The sequence below is a fragment of the Sphingomonas sanxanigenens DSM 19645 = NX02 genome, from assembly GCF_000512205.2.
Classification (GTDB): domain Bacteria; phylum Pseudomonadota; class Alphaproteobacteria; order Sphingomonadales; family Sphingomonadaceae; genus Sphingomonas_D; species Sphingomonas_D sanxanigenens.
The window spans coordinates 6,018,239-6,030,955 of the sequence record NZ_CP006644.1; the positions used below are offsets into that span (position 1 = coordinate 6,018,239).

Annotated in this window: 10 protein-coding genes and 1 tRNA gene; 10 read left to right on the forward strand and 1 reads right to left on the reverse strand. The window is 64.7% G+C overall.

The window, feature by feature from the left end:
• Positions 1–52: 52 nt before the first annotated feature.
• Positions 53–3,160 carry a TonB-dependent receptor gene (locus NX02_RS27625; RefSeq protein ID WP_245648716.1) on the reverse strand — a complete coding sequence of 1,036 codons (3,108 nt, stop codon included), beginning with the start codon at positions 3,158–3,160 and terminating at the stop codon, positions 53–55.
• Positions 3,161–3,729: 569 nt separating this feature from the next.
• Between NX02_RS27625 and NX02_RS27630 the strand changes: the two genes are divergently transcribed.
• From NX02_RS27630 to NX02_RS27670, 10 genes are all read left to right on the forward strand, one after another.
• Entirely contained in the window at positions 3,730–6,177 is a 2,448-nt protein-coding gene (locus tag NX02_RS27630) for a glycoside hydrolase family 3 protein (protein ID WP_025295409.1), read from the forward strand.
• Positions 6,178–6,275: 98 nt separating this feature from the next.
• A tRNA-Thr gene (locus NX02_RS27635) sits at positions 6,276–6,351 on the forward strand.
• Between the two features lie 210 nt (positions 6,352–6,561).
• Positions 6,562–7,818: a tyrosine-type recombinase/integrase gene (locus tag NX02_RS27640; RefSeq protein WP_025295410.1), complete on the forward strand. Its 1,257-nt coding sequence runs from the start codon at positions 6,562–6,564 to the stop codon at positions 7,816–7,818.
• Between the two features lie 10 nt (positions 7,819–7,828).
• A complete protein-coding gene (locus NX02_RS27645; protein ID WP_158014194.1) occupies positions 7,829–8,371 on the forward strand; it encodes a hypothetical protein in 543 nt (180 codons plus the stop codon).
• A gap of 66 nt (positions 8,372–8,437) precedes the next feature.
• Positions 8,438–8,623, forward strand: a complete 186-nt coding sequence (locus tag NX02_RS27650) for a helix-turn-helix domain-containing protein (RefSeq protein ID WP_025295412.1) — start codon at positions 8,438–8,440, stop codon at positions 8,621–8,623.
• A gap of 3 nt (positions 8,624–8,626) precedes the next feature.
• Complete coding sequence (locus NX02_RS32860; protein WP_025295413.1) at positions 8,627–8,812, forward strand: hypothetical protein; 186 nt, start codon at positions 8,627–8,629, stop codon at positions 8,810–8,812.
• Positions 8,805–9,680 carry a toprim domain-containing protein gene (locus NX02_RS27655; RefSeq protein ID WP_084718134.1) on the forward strand — a complete coding sequence of 292 codons (876 nt, stop codon included), beginning with the start codon at positions 8,805–8,807 and terminating at the stop codon, positions 9,678–9,680. The genes NX02_RS32860 and NX02_RS27655 overlap by 8 nt, the downstream gene beginning before the upstream one ends.
• A 2-nt stretch (positions 9,681–9,682) precedes the next feature.
• Positions 9,683–11,257 carry a YfjI family protein gene (locus NX02_RS27660; RefSeq protein WP_025295415.1) on the forward strand — a complete coding sequence of 525 codons (1,575 nt, stop codon included), beginning with the start codon at positions 9,683–9,685 and terminating at the stop codon, positions 11,255–11,257.
• Positions 11,254–11,772, forward strand: a complete 519-nt coding sequence (locus tag NX02_RS27665) for a hypothetical protein (protein ID WP_025295416.1) — start codon at positions 11,254–11,256, stop codon at positions 11,770–11,772. Before NX02_RS27660 ends, NX02_RS27665 begins: the two co-directional genes overlap by 4 nt.
• 178 nt (positions 11,773–11,950) lie before the next feature.
• A complete protein-coding gene (locus NX02_RS27670; protein ID WP_053000727.1) occupies positions 11,951–12,472 on the forward strand; it encodes a helix-turn-helix domain-containing protein in 522 nt (173 codons plus the stop codon).
• The last annotated feature ends 245 nt before the right edge of the window (positions 12,473–12,717 follow it).

Below are 12,717 nucleotides of genomic sequence, written 5' to 3' on the forward strand. Positions count from 1 at the left end.
ATGGCGACCGGAAGGGAAGGGCGCGCCGGCTCGACGCGCCCTCCCGCTCGGCTCAGAACCGGTAGCGTGCACCCAGCAGGATGCGAGGCTTCAGTTCCTGCGCGAAATAGAGCTGCTTGGTGTCGCGCGCATAGGTGCGCACCGGCTCGCTCAGGATGTTGATCGCTTCCAGCGACACCGCGATATTCTCGGTGATGTCGTAGCTCAGATTGGCGTCGAGCGTGCCGAACGGCGCGTAGAACACCGGGTTGCGGCTGCCGCCGCGGTTGGTGGCGGAGAGATATTTGTCGCGCCAGTTGTAGGAGACGCGCGCCGAGGCACCATATTTCTCGAAGATGCCGGTGATGTTGAAGCTGTCGCTGAGACCCACCAGTGCGAACACGTTCTGCGTTGGATCCGCGCCGACATCGACGCTCACATCACCCGAAACCTTGGTGAAGGATCCCGAGATACCGAAGCCGGTTTCCCCGAAGAAATGCTGTCCCTGGATTTCGAAGCCGTGGACATTGCCCTGCCGGTTGTTGATCGGGGTGGATACCGAGAACTCGAACAGCGGATCGGTGCCGTCGGCAAGAACGTCGCGCCGCGCCAGCACCTGGTCGACGAACGCCTGATCGAGCACGCCGTTGTTGATGTTGGCCTGGAGCTGCGCCGTTGCCGCGGCGAGGTTGCCGTTATTCTCGTCGAGCAGCGCGGTCAGCGTGAACAGGCTGACGTCGCTGACGGTGATGCCGAGCGTCTGCAACTGCGTGAGCGCCGTACCCGATCGGGAGCCGGGCGCACCCGAACTCGGATCGCGCAAGCCGAACAGGTTCAGCGTTTCCTGCCCGACGCCGACGAAATTCTTCACCTTCTTCGCGAAGAAGCCCACCGACACGTAGCTGGACCGTGCATAATAATATTCCAGCGAGATGTCGAAATTGTCCGAAACGAGCGGCTTCAGATTGGTGTTGCCCTGGGCACCGGTGGCGACGCCGCCCAGCGCGGTCGGCCGGTTGGGGCCATTGGCGGACTGGGACGCGAACAGATTGCCATAGTCGGGCCGAGCCAGCGTGCGGCTGTAGGATGCGCGCGCGACGACATTGTCCATCGGTTCGATCTGGAAATCGATGGCCGGCAGCAGATTGCTGTATTCGCCCTCTTGCGTCCGTTCGAGCGAGTTGGTCGTCACGATCCGGCTGAAGTCGTTGTCCGAATCCCACTCGATGATATCGGGCAACGAGATGATCGCATAGGCATCGGTCTTGGTGTTCTCATAGCGCGCGCCCACCACGAGGCTGCTCGGCCGCCCCATCAGGTCGCCCTTCCACGTGAACTGGGCATAGGCCGACCAGATTTTTTCGTTGATCCGGTCGAAGTCACGGCCGGTGACGTTGATGGGGTTGCCCGCCGCGACATAGGCCTCCGCGAAGGCCTCGTAGAGATCGACGGCGTTGCCGCGGAACGCGATGTCGTTGCCGGTCGGGCTGTAGCGATCGAACTTGCAGCTCATGCAGAAGGGCTGCAGCAGGTCGCCGGCGAGCCGCTGCACGTCGCCGACCTGGGTGATGCCCCAGTCGCCCAGCGTCTGCTGCGTCTGCGTGCGTGCGCTGGTCATGCGTGAATCGATGTAGGTGGCGCCGACATCGAACCGGCCGCCGCCCTCGAACTCCCAGCCCAGATCGGCTCGGATCTGGTTCAGCCGGTGACGCTGGCTCGAGCTGTTGGTGCGCTGAACCTGCGTGCCGAGGTCGCCGATATCGAGCACGCCGTTGCCATTGCCGCGCGTCGCGTCATTGAGTGTCCAGTTCTGCTGGGGGATCTTGCCGCTATAGTCGACCGAGTGGCCATCCACCACCGGCGCGCCCAGGCTGACCAGCGTCGAGCTCGCGCCGTTGCGCGAGTCCGGAAGGCTCGACGACGTGGAGTGGTTGCCGTCGAGGTTGAGGGTCAGCCCCTCGGTGATCTCCCAGCTCGCATTCAGGCCGTAGGACTGCAGCTCGCTCTTGGTGGCGCGATACTGCTGCTCGAAACCGATGTCCTTGACGCCGTAGCGCGAGCCTTCTTCGAGAAAGACCGCGGTCGCGATGACGGGATTGTCGTCGAACCGCACCCGGTCGAAGGGGCGGTTGAACCAGTTGCCCTGGTCCGATCGCGCCTCGCTGATCTTGTTCTGCGCGAAGATGATGTCGGAGGTCAGCGTCAGCGTCTCGACCGGCTTGAACTGCAGCGTTGCCGAGGCGTTGATGCGCTCGCGCGACGATTCCGAATAATGGTAGCGGCTGTCGTTGGGGATCGCGACCAGCGTATTCGGATCCGAGGGCGCGTTCTCGATGATCGTGTCGGCGGCGCGGCCTGGCATGTCGGCGAAGCGCGTGACGTTCCAATCGTTGGAGGTCGAGCTGGCGGCGGCCGAATCACGCTTCTGATAGGCACCGAACAGCGAGACGCCGAAGCGGTCGTCATCGTCGGACCAGCTCAGCACGCCGGATACTTCGGGATTTACTTTGAAGTCGTCGTTGCTGGTGTCGTAAAGCGCCTTCGCACCGATCGAGCCGGTGAGTCCGCTGTCGCGGCGGTCGAGCGGCCGTTGCGTCACGACGTTGATCGTGGCGCCGATGCCGCCCGAAGGCAGCGCGGAACGGCCGGTCTTGTACACTTCCAGGCGCGACACGCCTTCGGAGGCAAGGTTGGAAAAGTCGAACGAGCGGCTGGTGGCGCGCGAAAAATCGACGTCCTGGTCGCCGCCGACGGTGTTGGTGTCCGATGTCGCGATCTGGCGGCCGTTGACCGTCACCAGGTTGAACTGCGGGCCGAAGCCGCGGATCGTGACGCGCGCACCCTCGCCGTTGCGGCGATCGATCGATACGCCCGGGATGCGCTGAAGCGATTCCGCGAGGTTGGTGTCGGGGAATTTGCCGATATCCTGCGCGGAGATCGCGTCGACCACGCCGGTGGAATCGCGCTTGATGTCCATCGATGCTTCGAACGAGGCGCGCAGGCCGGTGACGACGATGTCCTGCTCGCTGGCCGCATCCGGCGGCGTCGTCGGGTCCGCCTGCTGGGCGTGTGCCGACCCTGCCGAGACGGCGAACGCCGTCAGCGACATGCCGAGCAGCAACGCGCGCGCCCTTCGGCGCGCAGCGGACGTATTGGTGACGTTGGACGAGATCATGCCCATTCCTCCCCTGTTCCTGACCGGCGCAAACTGTCCCCGTCGCGCCGTGTTTTGGTCGTGATAGCGTTACCATTGACCGCTACATCAACACGCTATCACGGGGCCGGGGGGTGTCAATACAACCGCCGGAAGGTCAGGCGCGAATATTGGCGATAACTCTGAGTAAATTCACCTCGATTTTTATTGAACAGCCTCCGTTTCCCTAGCTCTTCCCGCGATATCCGGCGCTATTCAGAGCGGCGATATCAATTCGTCTGTGTTGCCGATTTGTCATAAGACCAAGGTCGTAGCCTACGACCTTGGTTGTAGGCTCTCGTCACTTGCTGCACCGCAAAAAATATAGACAATTGCACTGAAACTGCGCGTCTATGCGGGTCCACGCGTGTATAGGGAGCTTCGTTTCGTCGGCGCTTGATCGGCGCGGCGACAGGCCTGCCCTTGAACGGGAGCGATAACATATGCGAGGCTGGAGGCAGGCTGGATACCGGTCGAACCGGCATGTCGCCGCGTGGTGAAATTGGATAAGGTTCGGCCGGATGTGGTCGAAGGCATTGGGCAGGAGAGGTTTGGGAATGCGGCACGGATTGACGCGCACGGCGGTTTTCGCATTGGCGGCCAGCCTCGTGGCCCCCGGCAGCGCATCGGCGCAGGCTCCGGACGCGCGCGGCGTGGCGCATCCCGGCACTTGGCCGCGCGCGGCGAGCAAGGGCCTCGTCGATCCAGCGACCGAGGCGCGCATCGACACGCTGCTCGCCGCGATGACGGTCGAGGAGAAGGTCGGCCAGATGATCCAGGCCGATATCAGCGCGATCACGCCGGAGGATCTGCGCAGATATCCGCTCGGCAGCATCCTTGCCGGCGGCAGCTCGCCGCCGATCGGCAAGCCGGACCGGTCGCCCGGCAGCGCCTGGGCGGCGACCGCGCAGGCTTTCAACGCCGTCGCGATGGCGCGGCAATCGAAGCACGAGCCGATCCCGCTGATCTTCGGCATCGATGCGGTGCACGGCAACAACAACATCGTCGGCGCGACCATCTTCCCGCACAACATCGCGTTGGGTGCGGCGCATGATCCCGAGCTGATCCGGCGCATCGGCGCAGCGACCGCCGCAGAGACCGCGGCCGCGGGGATCGACTGGGCGTTCGGCCCAACTCTCACGGTGCCGCAGGACGATCGCTGGGGCCGCACCTATGAAGGCTATTCGGAGGATCCGGCGCTGGTGCGCGGCTATGCCGCGGCGGCGGTGGAGGGGCTGCAGGGCAAGGCCGGGGAGGGGCGCATCCAGGATGGCCGCGTCGCCGCCAGCGCCAAGCATTTCCTGGGAGACGGCGGCACGAAGGACGGCATCGACCAGGGCGATGCCGATGTGTCGGAAGCGGTGCTGATCGGCACCCACAACGCCGGCTACCCGCCCGCGATCGACGCCGGCACGATGACGGTGATGGCCTCGTTCAGCAGCTGGCAGGGCGAGAAGATGCACGGCAACCGCTCGCTGCTCACCGACGTGCTCAAGGGGCGGATGGGGTTCCAGGGCTTCATCGTCGGGGATTGGAACGGCCATGCCCAGGTGACCGGCTGCACGAAGACCGATTGCGCCGCGACCTTCAACGCCGGGCTGGACATGGCGATGGCGCCGGACAGCTGGCAGGGGCTTTATGACGCCACCCTGCGGCAGGCGCGCGACGGCACCATCCCGATGGCGCGGATCGACGATGCGGTCCGCCGTATCCTGCGCGTGAAGCTGAAGCTGGGGCTGTTCGAGACGGCGCGGCCGATGATCGATCGGGCCGGCGTGATCGGCAGTGCCGGCCATCGCGCGATCGCGCGCGAAGCGGTGCGCAAATCGCTGGTGCTGCTCAAGAATGAGGGCGTGCTGCCGATCAGGCCGGGTGCCTACATCCTCGTCGCCGGGCCCGGCGCGGACGATATCGGCATGCAGTCCGGCGGCTGGACGCTGTCGTGGCAGGGCGATGGCAACAGCAACGCCGATTTCCCCAACGGCCAGTCGATCTATGCCGGCATCGCCGAAGCGGCGAAGGGCGCCGGTGGCCGTGCCACCCTGAGCGTCGACGGCAGCTTCACCCGCAAGCCCGATGTCGCGGTCGTGGTGTTCGGCGAGACGCCCTATGCCGAGATGCGCGGCGACGTCCGCTCGCTCGAATTCCAGGCCGGCGACAAGGAGGCGCTCGCCTTGCTCAAGAAGCTTAAGGCGGCGGGCGTGCCCGTCGTCTCGGTGTTCCTGTCGGGGCGGCCGCTGTGGGTGAACCCCGAACTCAACGCGTCGGACGCGTTCGTCGCCGCCTGGCTGCCGGGCACCGAGGGCGGCGGCATCGCCGACGTCCTGATTGCCGGCGCCGATGGCAAGCCGCGGCACGACTTCACCGGCACGCTCTCCTATTCCTGGCCGAAGACCGCGGCGCAGTTCGTGCTCAACCGCGGCGCTCCCGGCTATGATCCGCTGTTCGCGTTCGGCCATGGCGCGAGCTACGCTCGGCCGGCGCGGCTGGGGACGCTGAGCGAGGTCGCGGGGATCGATGCCTCGGTCGCCAACACCAGCCTGTTCTTCGCCAAGGGCAAGGTGCCGGCACCGTTCCGGCTGACCGCCGGCGCCGTCACCCAGCGCGCGGTCGACAGCGCGACCTTGCAGGAAGGCGCCGCGCAATGGACCTGGCCGGCTTCGGGCAAGGGCAGCGTGCGCATCGAGGGGCCGTCGCTCGACCTGACGCGCGAAAGCAATGCCGATGTGCAGGTGCAACTCACCTATCGCCTCGATTCGCCGCCGCGCGGGCCGGTGCGCATGGCGCTGGGTGCGGGCAGCGTCGATGTCGCGCCGGCGCTGGCGAAGGCGGGCAGTGGCTGGCAGGTGCTGCGGGTGCCGATCAAATGCTTCCTCGATCGTGGTGCCGACGTGACCAAGGTGACCGCGCCGTTCGCGCTGGAAGCGGATGGGCCGCTGACGATCAGCATCGCCGACCTGCGGCTGGCGGCGGATCCGACCGGCGCGTTCTGCCCGCCACGCTGAACGTCACGCTGAACCTCACGAGGGCCCTTGTCTTGCACCGCCGCCGCTGGTAGGGGCGGCGCTCCGGCGAGCCCTGGCTTCCGCCGGTTCGTGGTCTGGCCGCTTTAGCTCAGTTGGTAGAGCATCGCATTCGTAATGCGGGGGTCACAGGTTCGAGTCCTGTAAGCGGCACCACCCTTCCATTCGCAGACGTCCGCGATATCGTTGAAACCTGAGGATTTCTGCGGTATCTGTCCCTCGCGATGTCCACGATCGTTCGCTGAAGGTCGCGGACATACCCCCAATTTTGGGGGTGGCTTTGGGGGTAGGGCGTAGGGGTGCCATGAACATACCCCCACACGGCAGATAGCCCCGGGTTGCATGATTATGCAGGGGTATGAGGCGATGGCCCTTTCCGACGTAGTGATTCGCAACGCGAAGCCGGGCGTGAAGCCTGCAAAGTTATTCGACGGGCGCGGGCTGCACCTCGTCGTCACGCCGGCCGGAGGAAAGCTGTGGCGGCTTAAATACCGCGTGGCAGGCAAGGAAAAGCTGCTTTCACTCGGGACCTATCCGTCGACACCCCTGGCGGCGGCTCGCAAGGCGGCTGACAAGGCGCTGGAGAGCTTGGCGAGTGGAGGCGACCCGGCACTGGAGAAGCGACGCGCCAAGGCTAAGGCGGTGGCCGGTGCTGGCGATACGTTCGCGGCTATCGCGGCCGAATATATTGCCAAGCGCAAGGCGGACGGTGATAGGCCCTATTCGGAGGCGACCGTCGTCAAGGCGGAGTGGTTCGCTCAACTGCTCAACCCCGCGATCGGCCACATGCCGGTGGCCGCCATCCAGCCCGGCGATATTCTGGCAGCGCTGAGGAAGCTGGAACGCAAAGGTACTCTGGAATCTGCCAGACGCTGTCTGCAATTCGCCAGCCGCGTGTTTCGCTACGCCGTCGCCACTGCAAGGCTAACAAGCGATCCCAGCCGCGACTTGAGGGGCGCGCTTACCGCGCCACGCGTCACGCACCATGCCGCGATCCTGGACCCGGTGAAGCTGGGCGGGCTGCTGCGGGCGATGGATGGCTATGAGGGGGACGCGATCACGCGGCTGGCGCTGCAACTGGCTCCGCACGTCTTCCTGCGCCCCGGCGAACTGCGCATGGCCTGTTGGCACGAACTGGATCTGGATGCCGCAATTTGGACCGTCCCGGCGGAACGGACCAAGATGCGCAAGCCTCACGCCGTGCCGCTGTCACGCCAGTCGCTTGTCATTCTCCACGAACTGCAGGGGATCACGGGCGGCGAGCAAGGCTATCGCGGCTTTCTGTTCCCATCGCTGCGCACACGCCAGAGGCCCATGAGCGACAACACGCTGAATGCCGCTCTGCGGCGGCTTGGCTACGCCAAGGGCGAGATGACCGCGCATGGCTTTCGCGCCACCGCTTCGACGTTGCTGAACGAGAGCGGCAAGTGGACGCCGGACGCGATCGAGCGGGCACTGGCGCATGGCCATAGCGATGCGGTGCGGGGAGCGTATGCGCGGGGTCAGCATTGGGAGGAGCGCGTGGCCATGGCCGAGTGGTGGTCGGACCACCTCGACACGCTGCGTAAGGGCGCAGACATCGTGCCGCTTCGCCAGTCGGCGCGGTGGGCCGACAATGGCTAGGCGCGCCTGCGTGACCGGCAAGCCGCTGCGGACTCAGAGCAACGTGCCATCTACCGATCCTGCTGGATACGAGGACGATCCGGATCGCGTGCGCTGGGTGCTGGCGCTCGCGGCTCTCAATCTCGCTCTAAAGCCGGGCGTGACGGTTGAAGGCCTCGCGGACGTTGCGCGCACGGGGATGGATGGCAACGGATTCGATCCCGACGGTCTGGAAAATAGCGTGTTGCGGGCGACCGGATGGCAAATGAGAGGGTTGTTGAGGGATTGGACCATCTGCCGCGCGCGCGAATTGGCGGTGATATTCGAGGCGGCAACGGGCACGAAGATCACGATCAACGGATGGCCCCGAGACGGCCATAAGCAGACCAATTTCACTCGCTTCTTCTGCGCGGTGCTTGAACTGGCGTTTGGCGTCAAGCGTGTCTCCGATCTCGCCGATGTGCTTGAAGAGGCGAGGGCATGGCATCGCGAAGACCCGGCGCGCTTTGGTTTCCATCCTGTCTCCCTCCTTGGCGCTCTGCCGCTCACGTTGAAAAGCGACGAACGCCCATAAAATCCGGAAGATCGCGCTTAGCTTTCTGCATACGTGGATGACCACCAACAACCGTAGGTGGCTTTCATGGCACAGAACGAACAGGGCGCGCCTCTCGCCTACAGCATCAAAGAGGCCTGCCGCGTGTCGTCCCTGGGACGGACCCGTCTCTATCAGCTCATCGCTGCCAAACGGCTGGATGCACGCAAGCTGGGCCGCCGCACGCTCATCCCCGCCGAAAGCCTGAAACGGCTCCTGGACGGCGAGTCCTGAGCCATGACCCAGGAAGGCGAATACTCGCCGTTGGCCGGGGCGTCGCGGGAAAGGTGTGGCAGCCGCCTCCGCGATGGCGTCACCGGCTCCACCATCCGCGCGCAATGCATGATCGCCGCGCATCTCGTCCGCCCCGAGTGGGCGGCGATGATGATGGCCGTCGCACTCGGCGGAGGGGGGCATGGCTAACGACGCCGCGATCTTCGTCCGCCACAGCGACATCGCGGTCGCCTTCATTGATGCGATGGCAGCGGTGGGCATCAAGCCCGTCGAGCCGATCTTGCCGCTGCTCGGCCCGGAATTGATCCGGTTCCGCTGCGACGGCGACGGCATCGGCAAGCGGAACGGCTGGGCTGTCCTGCATCTCGATGGCCGGCCGGCCGGCGCCTTCGGTAATTACCGGATGAACGTGTCGCAAAGGTGGCGCGCCGAAGGATTCACCCCGATGTCGGCCGATGAGCGCCGCAAGTTGAAGGCGGACCTGCGGCGCCAGCGCGCCGAACGGGAAGCTGAGAAGCTGGCGACGCAGACAGCGACGGCGGAGAGGTGTGCGGAGCGCTGGCAGCGGGCGCGGCCCGCCGATCCCGCTCACAGATACCTCGTTTGCAAGCGCATCTTGGGCGAGGCCTTGCGGCAGGAAGGCAACCGCCTGCTGGTGCCGATGCGGGACGCGGGCGGCAGGCTCTGGAACCTGCAGACGATCGATGCGGAGGGCGTCAAGCGCTTCGCCAAGGGTGGCCGTCAGCAAGGCTTATTCCTGCTTGTCGGTGAACCGAACGAGGCCGTGGTCGTTGGCGAGGGCTATGCGACCTGTGCGGCAGTCCGGCGGGCAACTGGAGTGGCGGTTGCGGTGGCTTTCTCGGGCGCCAACCTGAAAGCAACGGCTCTGTCGGTGCAGGCCGCTTATCCCGACGTCGACGTCATTATCGCCGCCGACGACGACGCGCACCTGGTCGACCATCCGCACATCAAACGAAACCTCGGCCTCGACGCCGCCCATGAAGCCGCGATGGCTGTGAGCGGGCGCGTCGCCGTACCTCCAAGGGAGAGCAATTGACCATGGCACGCGCAGCTGCCACCGCGCTGGACTTCGCCGATGTCGGCGACGACGACGCCATCCGCGCATCTATTGGTGCCGCGTCGTCGGAACGCTGGCCCAATCCCAAGCCCCTCCCGTCCGGTTTGCCGGCGGTGAAGGCGTTCGACATTGCCATGTTGCCGGCGCCGCTCGCGCCGTGGGTCGAGGACATCGCCGAGCGCATGCAGGCTCCGATTGAGTTCGTCGCCATCCCGGCGATCGTCGCCGCCGGATCGGTGATCGGTCGCAAGGTCGGTATCCGCCCGCAGGAACATACGGACTGGTATGAGGTGCCGAACCTCTGGGGTTGCATCGTCGGTCGGCCAGGCGTGATGAAGTCGCCCGCGGTCCAGCAGGCGCTTCGCCCGCTGAAGCGGCTCGAGTCCGATGCCCGGCGGGCATTCGATATTCGCAAGGTCGAATACGATGCGGGCGAGCTTGAGCGCGAGATGCGGGCGGAAGCGCAAAAGGGGGAGATGAAGAGGCGGCTAAGGGCCAACACGAATGCCGACCTCAGCGATCTGGCCGGCGGCGACGAGGAAGCACCGAAGCTGCGCCGCTACAGCGTCAACGACACCTCGTATCAGGTGCTGGGCGAACTGCTGATCGAAAATCCGAACGGCCTCCTTGTCTATCGTGACGAGCTGCTGTCGCTGCTGCGCAACCTGGACCGTGAGGAAAACGTCGAGGCGCGCAGCTTCTACCTGACGGCCTGGAACGGTACGGAGGAATACACCTTCGACCGGATCATCCGGGGGAAGAACCTGCGGGTGCCGAGCGTCACGGCGAGCATGGTCGGTTCGACCCAGCCCGGCCGGCTTCGCGACTATGCCTCGTCCGCGATCCGCGGCGGCGGCGGTGACGACGGCATGATGCAACGCTTCTCGATGATCGTGTGGCCGGACATCGCGCCGAACTGGAAAGAGGTCGATCGCGAGCCTGACGCCGTACATCGCAATGCCGCCTTCGCGGTGTTCGATCGCCTGGACAAGATGACGGTCGATGGCGTGGGCGCGATGCATGATCCGTTCGACGATTCGCGGCCCTATCTGCGTTTCGATCGCGACGGGCGGGATCTTTTTCGGGAGTGGCGCCGCGATCACGAGAAGCGCGTGCGCGGGGGCGATCTGCACCCGGCGGTCGAGAGCCATCTCGCCAAATATCGTAAACTCATTCCCGCGCTGGCGCTGATCCACCACCTCGCATCCGGCCTGACTGGACCGGTGGGGGAATTGTCAGTTTTGTCAGCACTCGCGTGGGGCGAGTTTCTGGAATCGCATGCGCATCGTGTCTACTCGGCGGCGCTCGATCGCAGTGCATCCGGCGCCCGCGAAATTGTTCGCCGGCTGCGGCGCGGCGATCTCGACCAGCGCTTCACCGCTCGCGACGTCCAGCGAAAAGGCTGGTCTGGTTTGACCGACAAGCTTGAGGTCGGCGACGTTTTGGATCTGCTCGAGGAAACCCGATGGCTCCGCGCGATCGAGGTGCCAACGACATCGTCCGGCGGACGGCCGACGACGACCTACATCGCCAATCCGAAGGGGCTCGACCGGTGAGCTATATGGATCGCCTGAAGGCACGCATTTCGCAAACTCCCTATGTCGAGGAACTGACAAAACTGACGAAACCCGGTTCTGTCGGTTTTGTCAGTGAGCCGAGTAGGCATGATTCCGGAAATTCATCGGATGATGTCCGGTCCCTGCTGCTCGAATGGCGGGACGGGCTGGCGAGGCTCGATCGAGACAAGCCGCGCGGCGGGGTGACTTATTCGCGCTGGACCGAGATCTACGATGACGCGGTGGTGGTGTTTAACGATTGGGCGCGTGCGGCGGCGGCGATCGGCTGGAGCGAGCTGGACCTGTTCGGCGTCGACCCGCTGGTCGTCGATGACCTGACGGCAGCCGAAGATGCGCCGCATGGCCTGGTGTGGCGTCTCCACGGTCGGCCGGTCGAGCGGCTGGTCGATAGTCGCGCCCAATATCGGCTCCGGTCCGGCGGGTTGGGTATGTTTCCGCGCGGCGGGGCGACCGCATGTGTACCGATCTGGAGACTTTCGGAGAGCCGGAAATGAATGGCGAAGCGAGTAGCCTCCGTCGACCGGCGCGGGACATAACGCTCAATGGCGATATGCTTTGCTGGCATCAGGAGTCCGGGCGCGCGCCGATCGCCCACCATCCTGATTCCGCTCGAAGCGCTCTGACCGACCAAGAGGTCATCGGATCGATAGATGCGTCATCGAACGGTGGTTTTTGCAGTCCACGCGCGCGGGCGTGCGCGTGATGGCCAGACCCTCTAAATGGCAGGAGGAGTTCATCAGGATCGCGGCCGCCTTTGCCAAATTCGGCGCGACCGATCGAGAGATCGCCGAGATGCTCAGTGTAAGCGAGCGGACGCTCAACTACTGGAAAATCGCGCATCCTCGACTGAGTGCTGCTCTCAGGGTCGGTAAGGAAGCTGCCGATGCGCGCGTCGAGATGGCACTTTATCGCAGGGCGATCGGCTACAGCTACGACGCGGTTAAGATCGTTCAGAACCGGGGCGCGGCGATCGAGCATGTTTATGTCGAGCATGTGCCCCCCGACATCAAGGCCTGCATCTTCTGGCTCAAGAACCGCAAGCCGGCCGAGTGGTGCGACAGGATGGGTCATCAGCACACCGCTGAGGATCCTCTCGCCTCGCTGATCATGGAGATAGCATCGGGCACCAGTTCGGCCCTGCGACCCTCGCCTGACGCTGCGACTAACCATGCGCAAGATATCTACGACGATTGAGGCAGCCGATCGACCTTGATTACCGGCCGATCCACGGCGCGACCGCCATGGCCAATCACATTGGTCGCCAGGCAGTTTCCCAGTTTGCCACGGATTACGCAATCATTTGCTGTTACCAAGCAGCTTTCGATTCGTGCGACCTACATTATTGCTCTATCGGTTTCGCGCAAATGTTCGACATTTTGAAAAGATTTATCAAGTAAGGGCTCTCACGCATTTTCTTTGCGTGACATTCATTGTCTCGA

Coding starts and splice junctions, on each gene's coding strand:
- NX02_RS27625 (WP_245648716.1), bottom strand. CDS start 3,160: ATGGGCATGATCTCGTCCAACGTCACCAATACGTCCGCTGCGCGCCGA.
- NX02_RS27630 (WP_025295409.1), top strand. CDS start 3,730: ATGCGGCACGGATTGACGCGCACGGCGGTTTTCGCATTGGCGGCCAGC.
- NX02_RS27640 (WP_025295410.1), top strand. CDS start 6,562: ATGGCCCTTTCCGACGTAGTGATTCGCAACGCGAAGCCGGGCGTGAAG.
- NX02_RS27650 (WP_025295412.1), top strand. CDS start 8,438: ATGGCACAGAACGAACAGGGCGCGCCTCTCGCCTACAGCATCAAAGAG.
- NX02_RS32860 (WP_025295413.1), top strand. CDS start 8,627: ATGACCCAGGAAGGCGAATACTCGCCGTTGGCCGGGGCGTCGCGGGAA.
- NX02_RS27655 (WP_084718134.1), top strand. CDS start 8,805: ATGGCTAACGACGCCGCGATCTTCGTCCGCCACAGCGACATCGCGGTC.
- NX02_RS27660 (WP_025295415.1), top strand. CDS start 9,683: ATGGCACGCGCAGCTGCCACCGCGCTGGACTTCGCCGATGTCGGCGAC.